Origin of the sequence: Gillisella taibaishanensis (assembly GCF_001938985.1) — a bacterium.
Lineage (GTDB): Bacteria > Pseudomonadota > Alphaproteobacteria > Rhizobiales > Rhizobiaceae > Allorhizobium > Allorhizobium taibaishanense.
Genome location: NZ_MKIN01000027.1, coordinates 169572 through 179686, shown reverse-complemented (window position 1 = coordinate 179686; position 10115 = coordinate 169572). Strand labels below are relative to the sequence as shown.

The following is a 10115-nucleotide window of genomic DNA, read 5'->3' as shown; positions in this document are numbered from 1 at the left end:
AGCCTATCTCATGCCATCGGCATGATCCTATGGCACTGGCCAAATCCGGACGGTCCGCCATTTCAAGGTCTGATAAGCCGGCATTCCGCAGGGCTGGTATTTCCCAGGGAAGGATGAACAATCATGGTCAAGCGCGTCAGCGGTCCCGTCTTTTGGCGTCAGGTCCTGTTCGTCATCGGCATGCTGGCGATTATCGTCGCCTTCCTCATGACCTTCAGCTCCATCCTTCTGCCTTTCGTCGCCGGTATGGCGCTCGCCTATTTTCTCGATCCGGTCGCGGACCGGCTGGAGCGGCTCGGCCTGTCGCGGATGATGGCGACCGTGCTGATCCTCGTTTCCTTCGTGGTGATCTTCGTGCTGGCGCTGGTGGTGATCATCCCTATTCTCGTCACCCAGCTCAACGATTTCATCAGCAATATCCCTGGTTATGTCAGCCAGTTGCAGACGTTGATTGCCAAATCCAACGCGTCCTGGGTGCCGAAGTGGTTGAATGGCCAGGTCAGCAGCCAGATGGATGCGCTCAAGGGCAATTTCTCCCGCTATCTCGCCGAGGGCGCCGGTTTCATCGGTACGCTGCTCTCCCAGCTGTGGAATTCCGGCAAGGCGCTGCTCGACATCATTTCGCTGCTGGTGGTGACGCCCGTCGTCGCCTTTTACCTGTTGCTCGACTGGGACCGGATGATGGCCAAGCTCGACAGCCTGATCCCGCGCAACCAGATCGGTGCCGTGCGCGAGATTGCCCGCGAAATGAACCGCACCATTGCCGGCTTCGTGCGCGGCCAAGGCTCGCTCTGCCTGATCCTCGGCATCTACTACGCAGTCGGCCTGTCGCTGATCGGGCTGAATTTCGGCCTGTTGATCGGCTTCTTCACCGGCATGATCAGCTTCATTCCCTATGTCGGTTCTTCCGTCGGTCTGATCCTGGCGCTTGGCATGGCGGCGGTGCAGTTCTGGCCGGATTATCTCTGGGTGGTGGTCACGGCGGTGTTCTTCTTCACCGGCCAGTTCCTGGAAGGCAATATCCTGCAGCCGAAGCTGGTCGGCTCCAGCGTCGGCCTGCACCCGGTCTGGCTAATGTTTGCGATGTTCGCCTTCGGCTCGCTGTTCGGCTTTCTCGGCGTACTCGTTGCCGTGCCTTGCGCGGCAGCGGTGGGCGTGCTTGTCCGCTTTGCCGTGCGGCGATATCTTGAAAGCGATTTATATTATGGAGAGGAGGCCACCGTGATCAAGGAGGTCCGGCCTCCCGTGATTACAGAGAGGTAAATGCGAGACATCAAGAAAATGGCGCAGCGAAAGACCGGCGAACAGTTGCCGCTGGATCTCAGCCACCGTCCGGCCTCGGGCCGAGACGACCTGCTGGTGTCCGACCGGCTTGCGGCGGCCGTGGCGATTATCGATGCCTGGCCGCAATGGCCGTCGCCTGTGGTTATCCTCTCGGGACCGCAGGGGTCGGGCAAGAGCCATCTTGCGGAAATCTGGCGCGCGGAAAGCCAGGCGATCGACATTCTGCCATTGTCCGGCAGCGATGCGGCGGCGGTGGCTGCGCGCGGACCTGTGCTGTTTGAGGATGCCGACCGGGCTGATTTCGACGAGGTCGAGCTGTTTCATGTCATCAACAGCGTCAAGCAGCATGGCACCAGCCTGCTGATGACGTCGCGCACCTGGCCGCTATCCTGGCCGGTGAAGCTCCCCGACCTGCGCTCGCGCCTGAAGGCGGCGACGCTTGCCGAAATCGGCGAGCCTGATGAGGCGCTGCTGTCGCAGGTGATCGTCAAGCTGTTTGCCGACCGCCAGCTGGCTGTGGACGAGCGTATCGTCGACTATATCGTACAGCGGATGGAACGGTCGCTGGCGGCAGCCCAGAGTGTTGTCGAGCAGCTTGATCGGCTGGCGCTGGCGCGGCGGGTGAAGATTTCCCGCGCGCTTGCCGGCGAAGTGCTGGATACGGTGGCGCCGAGCGAGGCATGACGGCGTGCGGCTGGATGCCAAAGGCTCGGTTGTCGTTCGTCCTGTCATTGCAGGACAGGTTGTCACAGGAACGTCGTGTTGCTGGTATAGTTCGGCAAGGCTCTGACTCGCACATCCGCAAGGATGCTGCAGTTCTTAGGGTGGAGGCCTGCGCATGAAACACGCAGGGTCGGAGTGGATTTGCTGCAAGGCATTGGAAAAGGGCGGGTAATATGGAATCGGTGACGGAATCTGCGACATCTCAGGAAGCGGTTGTCGTGGCAGGAGAAGAGATCGCGCGTGAGGATTTGCTCACCAGCCCGCATCGCTTCATCAATCGCGAATTTTCCTGGTTGCAGTTCAACCGCCGCGTTCTCGAGGAGACGCTGAACACCGCCCATCCGCTGCTGGAGCGCGTGCGCTTCCTGTCGATTTCCGCCGCCAACCTGGACGAGTTCTTCATGGTCCGCGTTGCCGGTCTCGAAGGCCAGGTGCGACAGGGCATTGCCATCAAGAGCCCTGATGGACGTACCCCCGTGGAACAGCTGGAAGACATCCTCAAGGAAATCGACAATCTGCAGATGGAGCAGCAGGCCTCGCTTGCCGTCCTGCAGCAGTATCTTGCCAAGGAAGATATTCTGATCGTCCGTCCGGGTGCACTTTCGGAGGAAGATCGCACTTGGCTCGGCGCCGAGTTTGAGCAATCGCTGTTTCCCGTGCTGACGCCGCTGTCGATCGACCCGGCCCATCCGTTCCCCTTCATTCCCAATCTCGGCTTCTCCATGGGCCTGCAGCTGGAAAGCCTGCGCGGCAAGGAGCCGATGACGGCACTGCTGCGCCTGCCGACCGCGCTCGACCGCTTCATTCGCCTGCCCGACGAGAGCAACCTCATTCGCTACATCACGCTCGAAGACGTGGTCGGCATGTTCATCCACCGGCTCTATCCCGGCTATGAAGTGAAGGGCTACGGCACCTTCCGCATCATCAGAGACAGCGATATTGAAGTCGAGGAAGAGGCCGAGGATCTCGTACGCTTCTTTGAGACGGCGCTGAAGCGCCGCCGCCGTGGCTCCGTTATCCGCATCGAGACCGACTCGGAAATGCCGGCAGCACTGCGCCAGTTCGTGGTCGAGCAGCTCGGCGTGCCTGACAACCGCGTCGCGGTTCTGCCAGGCCTGCTCGCCCTGAACACCATGTCCGAGATCACCAAGGCGCCGCGCGAAGACCTGCGGTTCGAGCCTTACAACGCCCGTTTTCCGGAGCGCGTGCGTGAGCATATGGGCGATTGCCTGGCGGCGATCCGCGAAAAGGACATGGTGGTTCACCACCCCTATGAAAGCTTCGACGTCGTCGTGCAGTTCCTGATCCAGGCTGCGCGCGACCCTGACGTGCTCGCCATCAAGCAGACGCTCTACCGCACCTCCAACGACAGTCCGATCGTGCGCGCCCTGATCGACGCTGCCGATGCCGGCAAGTCGGTGACGGCGCTGGTGGAATTGAAAGCCCGCTTCGACGAAGAGGCCAATATCCGCTGGGCCCGCGACCTGGAACGCGCTGGCGTGCAGGTGGTCTTCGGCTTCATCGAGCTGAAAACCCACGCCAAGATGTCCATGGTCGTGCGTCGCGAAGATGGCAAGCTCCGGACCTATTGCCATCTCGGCACCGGCAATTATCACCCGATCACCGCCAAGATCTATACCGACCTGTCCTTCTTCACCTGCAATCCGAAGATTGCGCATGACATGGCCAATGTCTTCAACTTCATCACCGGCTATGGCGAGCCGGAGGAAAACATGAAGCTGGCGGTCTCGCCCTATACGATGCGCTCGCGCATCCTGCGCCATATCGAGGAAGAGACCCGCAATGCCGAGGCTGGCAAGCCATCCGGCATCTGGATGAAGATGAATTCGCTGGTCGACCCCGAGATCATCGATGCGCTTTACCGCGCCAGCCGCGCCGGCGTTGAAGTCGATCTGGTCATCCGTGGCATCTGCTGCCTGCGGCCGCAGGTCGCCGGCCTCTCGGAAAACATCCGGGTGAAGTCGATCATCGGCCGCTTCCTGGAGCACAGCCGCATTTTCTGCTTTGGCAACGGTCACCGGCTGCCTTCGGACAAGGCGCTGGTCTATATCGGTTCGGCCGACATGATGCCGCGCAATCTCGACCGGCGCGTCGAGACATTGGTGCCCCTGGTCAATAGAACCGTGCATGAACAGGTGCTGTCGCAGATCATGCTGGGCAATCTGATTGACAACCAGCAGAGCTACGAGATATTGCCCGATGGAACGTCGAGGCGTATCGAAGTGCGTGCGGGAGAGGAACCTTTCAACGCACAGCAGTATTTCATGACCAACCCCAGCCTGTCGGGCAGAGGTGAATCGTTGAAATCCAGCGCGCCGAAGCTCATTGCCGGGGTCGTTTCCGGTCGCAAGAGCTGAAACCGAACCGGAATAGCCAAACTGGACAAGCATGACTCAATCCGAAGCCCAGGGGCGTCTCCCCGGAATTGCCCCTGTTTCCGTCGTTGATATTGGCTCGAATTCCATTCGTCTTGTCATCTACGAGGGGCTTTCGCGGGCGCCTGCCATTCTCTTCAACGAGAAAGTACTCTGCGGTCTCGGCAAGGGATTGGCCAAAACCGGCAAGATGGACGAGGACGGAGTGCGCCGTGCGCTGCTGGCGCTGAAGCGCTTTCATGCGCTGTCCCAGCAGTCGCGCGCGGTCTCCATGCATGTGCTGGCGACGGCTGCGGCTCGCGAGGCGCAGAATGGTCCGGCCTTTATCGCCGAGGCCGAACGGATTCTCGATCACAAGATCCAGGTTCTCTCGGGCGAGGAAGAAGCGCTTTATTCCGCCTATGGCATCATCAGCGGCTTTCACGATCCCGACGGCATTGCCGGCGATCTCGGCGGCGGCTCCCTGGAACTGGTCGACGTGCGCGGCCAGGAGATCGGCAAAGGCATTACGCTGCCGCTCGGCGGGCTGCGCCTGTCGGAACTCTCGGATGGGTCGCTGGACAAGGCCGCAAGCTTTACCCGCAAGCAGGTTCGCTCCGCAGATCTCCTGAAAAAGGGGCAGGGCCGGACTTTCTACGCCGTTGGCGGCACCTGGCGCAACATCGCCAAGTTGCACATGGAAATCCGCGACTATCCGCTGCACATGATGCAGGGCTATGAAGTCGCGACCGCCGAGATGATCCAGTTTCTCGACGAGATCATCAGCGGCGTCGCCACGCGCGCACCAGCCTGGCAGACGGTGTCGAAAAGCCGCCGGGCGCTCATTCCGTTTGGCGCGGTTGCGTTGCGCGAAGTGCTCGAAGTGATGCAGCCGGCCCGCGTCTGTTTTTCCGCCCAGGGCGTGCGCGAAGGCTATCTCTATTCGAAATTGTCCGATGAGGTGAAGGCGCTCGATCCGCTGGTCGAGGCTGCTGACGAACTCGCCATCCTGCGGGCGCGCTCTCCGGAACATGCGCGTGAACTGGCCCAGTGGACCGGCGACATGATGCCGTTTTTCGACGTTGTGGAAACGGAAGAGGAAGCGCGCTATCGCAAGGCCGCCTGCCTGTTGGCCGATATCAGCTGGCGTGCTCATCCCGATTATCGTGGCTTGCAGGCACTCAACCTGATCGCCCATTCCTCCTTTGTCGGTATCAGCCACCCCGGGCGCGCCTTCATCGCGCTCACCAATTACTATCGCTTCGAAGGCCTGCACGACGATGGCCAGACCGGGCCTCTAGCGACGATTGCGACGCAGCGCTTGCTCGACAGGGCCAAGCTGCTCGGCGGGTTGCTGCGGGTGGTATACCTGTTTTCGGCTTCGATGCCCGGGGTCGTCGACCATCTGTTCTTCGTGCGCTCGAAGCGGCCGGATCTCGATCTGGAATTCGTAGTGCCTAAGGATTATCACGATTTCGCCGGCGAACGGCTGGACGGACGCTTGCAGCAATTGTCGAAACTGACCGGCAAGCGGCTGGCCTTCCGCTTCGAATAAGGCCGGGTTTCGGGCAAACAGCCGCGCTTAATCTTCTGTCGTGCCCTCAGTCGTGCCCTCAGTCGTGCTTGCCATTCGCGGTGCCGAGGCGGTTACGCCTTCGGTCAATGCCTTGCGAAAGGCCGCCAGTGTTTCGGCACTGACATAGTGTTCGATGCCCTCGGCATCAATCCGGGCGGTCTTGTCGCACACGCCGAGCATTTTCAGGAACTCTTCGACCGTCTCATGCCGCTCGCGACTTTCCTCTGCAAGCTTCTGGCCGGCCTCTGTCAGGAAGACGCCACGATAGGGCTTGCGGGAAATCAGCCCGCTTTCTGACAGGCGCGCCAGCATCTTGGCGACAGTCGGCTGGGCGACGCCCAGCCGTTCGGCGATGTCGACCTGGCGGGCCTCCTGGCCCTCGGCGATCAGGTCGGCGATCAACTCCACATAATCTTCCACCAGCGCGCTGCGCTGCGCTTCCCGCGCCTGCCGGAACCCTTCCGAATGGGCATGGGCATCGGGGAGGGCGCCGCTGCGCTGATGTGCTGGAGTGATACGCGCCAAATCTCGGTCCTCATTGTCTGCGGTACTTGCCGTCTCGGTTTCAACCATGCGCTGTGGCGGCTCTCGACAAGGCGATGCAGTAGCAAGTCTTGCCGGCTATGAATAGTCCGATGTCGATGGCCCCGAATGGCAGGGCGTGAAACGTATAGGAATCGATGCCGTCAGCCACGATACCAAGCCAAGGCAATAGAATATAGCCTATTGCATAATTCTGGAATCGGGCGCAGATTGTTGCGAATTAATCGCAATAAAAAGCAGGCCGAGGGTATATGTCGAAACCGGAAATCAGTTCGGCCCCGAAAGGGGCTTGGCGCTTTGCGCTTGCGGGTGAAGAGCGTGCGAGCCTGCCGGAAGTGCATGCATCTGTTCACGTGCCGAAAGTTGGATCATGGCTGCGCAAGCTGATAGCGTTCGCTGGTCCCGGCTATATGATTTCCGTCGGTTATATGGACCCCGGCAATTGGGCGACCGACATCGCCGGCGGCTCGCAATTCGGCTACACGCTACTGTCCGTCATCATGCTCTCCAACCTCATGGCGATCCTGTTGCAAGCGCTATCAGCCCGGCTCGGTATCGCCACGGGCCGCGATCTGGCCCAGGCCTGCCGCGATCATTATTCGCCGCCGGTGCGGATCTGTCTGTGGCTTGCCTGCGAGCTGGCGATCATTGCCTGCGATCTGGCCGAAGTGATCGGTACGGCGATTGCGCTGCAACTGCTGTTCGGTATCCCCCTGATCGCCGGCGCATTGATCACTGCGCTCGACACGATCCTGCTGCTGATGCTGATGAACAAGGGCTTTCGCTTTCTCGAAGCCTTCGTGGTGTCGCTGCTGACCATCATCGCGCTCTGTTTCCTGGCGCAAATTATCGTTGCCCAGCCGCCGGTAGCAGAGGTCCTCAAGGGGTTCATTCCATCCTCGGAAGTGATCACCAACAAGGAAATGCTCTATGTGGCCATCGGTATCATCGGCGCCACCGTGATGCCGCACAATCTCTATCTGCATTCCTCGATCGTCCAAACTCGCGCTTATGAGCGCAACGAGCGCGGCCGCCGCGACGCGATCAAATGGGCGACGCTGGACAGCACGATTGCGCTGATGCTGGCGCTGTTCGTCAATGCTGCGATCCTCATCGTCGCCGCCGTGGTCTTCCACGCCAATGGCCGCACGGATGTCGCCGAAATCGAACAGGCGCATCAATTGCTGTCACCGCTCCTGGGTTTCGGCCTTGCCTCTACCCTGTTTGCCGTGGCGCTGCTGGCGTCAGGTATCAATTCCACGGTCACGGCGACGCTGGCCGGCCAGATCGTCATGGAAGGTTTTCTACGGCTGACCATTCCCAACTGGGCGCGCCGGCTGCTGACCCGCTGCCTTGCGATCATCCCTGTCGTGGTCGTCACCTGGCTCTATGGCAACAAGGGTACGGCCGAATTGCTGGTGCTAAGCCAGGTCGTGCTGTCGATGCAGCTGCCTTTCGCAGTCGTGCCACTGGTGCAATTCGTCAGCGATAAGCGCAAGATGGGCACCTTCGCCATTTCCCGCACGACGGCGGCGGTGGCCTGGATCGTCGCCGGCATCATCATCGCGCTGAATATCAAGCTGCTGTTCGACGTGTTTACCGGCGCTGCGTGAGCGCCAACACGGCAAAGCTCGCCAGCCAATGCTCGCCCATGTAGTCGCCCGCCACGTGACTGAGGCCTGATTGAAGGTGGCGGGCGGCGGCGTCGGCTAATACGGTATGGCGCCGGTCCTGCTGCTGCAGGGTGGCAGCCAGTGCCAGAAAACACCAGGCGCGGCTGAGATTGAGACCGTCGAGATGGGCGATCTTGCCATCGCTGCGATCGGAGACAGTTGCGGGCTGCATCAGATGTGCCGGCTCGCCTTTGCCGAGTTCAGGCAGAAAATCGGCAAACCACTGTGCAAAGTCATCAGCGGGCAAAAGCCTGCGCATGCATTCCGCTTCTATCAGCGAGGACGACAGGAATTCGTCGCCTGACGGTTCGCCCCAGGCGGCGCAATGGCGGTCTTCGCCATACCAGCGCCGTGCTGTCTGTTGCAGCAGGCTGAGGAAGCCGTACTTACCCGCCGCCTCGGCATAATCTGCAGCGAGCCTGAGGGCAAACGCGGTGTTGTAATGGGTGCCGACCCGCACCGGATAGGTGGCAAGCGGGAGAAAGGCTTCGAACCGAGCGACGATCCGTTGGGTCAGCGGCGAAAGTGCCTCGGCCCAGGTCGGGTTTTCATGACCCTCAAGTTCCGCCCCTAGCTTCAAAAGCCAGCCCCAACCATAGGGGCGTTCATAGCCCCGCGATGACGGTCGATCAAAATAACGGCATTCGCCCTCGACCTTATCCGCAGCCAGCATGGTGTCGAACAGCGCGCGGATGTCAGGTGCCGACGCCATATCAGGATGGAGCCGGAGCAGCCGCGCCAACATCCAATAGCCATGCACACAGGAATGCCAGTCGAAACTGCCGTAGAACACGGGATGCAGCGCCGAGGGCGTAATATCGGTCTCCGGCCCATCGAAGACATGCATGATGTGATTGGGATATTCTCGGGTTACGTGGCCAAGGGCAATCCTTGCAAACCGCTGCGCCATATCCTTGTCGATCATCTGCATCATGCATCATCCTCCAAGACCAGAAGATCACCCCAATCGGCCCGGCGAGCCTGCTTGAACACTTCACCATCTCGCCGGCTGATCACTGTTTCCTCAACCTTGCCGTCCGGGCGACAGAGCTTCAGCTTGGCCATGCCTCTGGCCAGCCGCGGCGGGACAAGAACACGGGCGCCACCCGCTGATGCGACCGGCTGGCGCGATGCGGCGATGAAAATATATTTCTCATCCTCCCACGGTACTTCGCCCTGCTTGACTTGCCGATGCAGCCGGGAGCGGGCGACCCGCCGGGCAAAATGGCACCAGTCCGGGCTGACGATCGGACAGCTCTGGCCATGCGGGCAGGGGGCCAGAACATGGGCACCGGCGTCGATCAACGTCTGGCGCGCTGTCAGGATCCGCTGCCATCCGGCAGGCGTGCCGGGCTCGACAATGATGACCGTGCCCTCGGTCAATGCCCAGAGCCTTTGCGTGATGCTGGCGACCGCATCGACAGGCAATTCGTCGAGCACATAAGCGAGCGTCACCAGATCAGCCTTCACGAGATCAGGAAAGGCCTTGATGATATCGCCGGCCTGCCAGACGCAGGCAAAGGGCAGGGCCGCAGACAGGGTTTTGCCGACGGCGCGGATGGCCGGGCTTGCCTCGACGAGCACGGCTTGGTCGAGATCTGGCCAGCAATCGGCGGCGGCCCATAGGGCGGTGCCGGGGCCAGAGCCGAGGTCGACCAGGCTCTTTGGTGAGAAATCCGGATCAATCTCCGTCACCATTTCCATGGCGGCACGCACGGCCGCGAAGGTGGCGGGCAGGCGGGCGGCGAGATAGGCGCGCGCTGCCAACTCGTCGCTGATATGCAGTTGGCCGTCACGCACTTCGCCGCGATAGCGCTTCGACAGCCTCTCGGCTGCTTTCATCAGGGGATCGAGCGGCTGGTTTTCCAACATGCGCTCGACGGCGCTTTTCAGCAATGCGGGCAATTCCACGGGCAGGATCCGGCTTAAACGAGAGGGGTC

8 protein-coding genes are annotated in these 10115 nt (G+C 60.9%); 5 read left to right on the top strand and 3 right to left on the bottom strand.

Annotation, left to right across the window (positions count from 1 at the left end; translation table 11 throughout):
* Window positions 1-123: 123 nt before the first annotated feature.
* From BJF91_RS22310 to ppx, 4 genes are all read left to right on the top strand, one after another.
* Window positions 124-1263, top strand: a complete 1140-nt coding sequence (locus BJF91_RS22310; protein WP_075616725.1) for an AI-2E family transporter — start codon at window positions 124-126, stop codon at window positions 1261-1263.
* Complete coding sequence (gene hdaA / locus BJF91_RS22305; RefSeq protein WP_075616724.1) at window positions 1264-1968, top strand: DnaA regulatory inactivator HdaA; 705 nt, start codon at window positions 1264-1266, stop codon at window positions 1966-1968.
* Between the two features lie 212 nt (window positions 1969-2180).
* The gene (locus BJF91_RS22300) at window positions 2181-4385 is read left to right on the top strand and encodes an RNA degradosome polyphosphate kinase (protein ID WP_075616723.1); all 2205 of its coding nucleotides are present in this window, start codon (window positions 2181-2183) and stop codon (window positions 4383-4385) included.
* A 31-nt stretch (window positions 4386-4416) separates the two neighbouring features.
* The gene (ppx, locus tag BJF91_RS22295) at window positions 4417-5937 is read left to right on the top strand and encodes an exopolyphosphatase (protein ID WP_075616722.1); all 1521 of its coding nucleotides are present in this window, start codon (window positions 4417-4419) and stop codon (window positions 5935-5937) included.
* Between the two features lie 27 nt (window positions 5938-5964).
* On the opposite strand, the gene mntR is transcribed toward ppx, so the two are convergent.
* Window positions 5965-6474, bottom strand: a complete 510-nt coding sequence (gene mntR, locus BJF91_RS22290; RefSeq protein WP_407639906.1) for a manganese-binding transcriptional regulator MntR — start codon at window positions 6472-6474, stop codon at window positions 5965-5967.
* Window positions 6475-6752: 278 nt separating this feature from the next.
* Here mntR and BJF91_RS22285 point away from each other — a divergent pair, with 278 nt between their 5' ends.
* Complete coding sequence (locus BJF91_RS22285; protein WP_075616721.1) at window positions 6753-8114, top strand: Nramp family divalent metal transporter; 1362 nt, start codon at window positions 6753-6755, stop codon at window positions 8112-8114.
* On the opposite strand, the gene BJF91_RS22280 is transcribed toward BJF91_RS22285, so the two are convergent.
* Together BJF91_RS22280 and BJF91_RS22275 are read right to left on the bottom strand one after the other, a co-directional pair.
* Window positions 8098-9108 (bottom strand): DUF2891 domain-containing protein, encoded by a 1011-nt coding sequence (locus BJF91_RS22280; protein WP_075616720.1) that lies wholly within the window; start codon window positions 9106-9108, stop codon window positions 8098-8100. The two genes, BJF91_RS22285 and BJF91_RS22280, sit on opposite strands and share 17 nt — an antisense overlap.
* Complete coding sequence (locus BJF91_RS22275; RefSeq protein ID WP_075616719.1) at window positions 9105-10085, bottom strand: small ribosomal subunit Rsm22 family protein; 981 nt, start codon at window positions 10083-10085, stop codon at window positions 9105-9107. Before BJF91_RS22275 ends, BJF91_RS22280 begins: the two co-directional genes overlap by 4 nt.
* Window positions 10086-10115 lie beyond the last annotated feature (30 nt).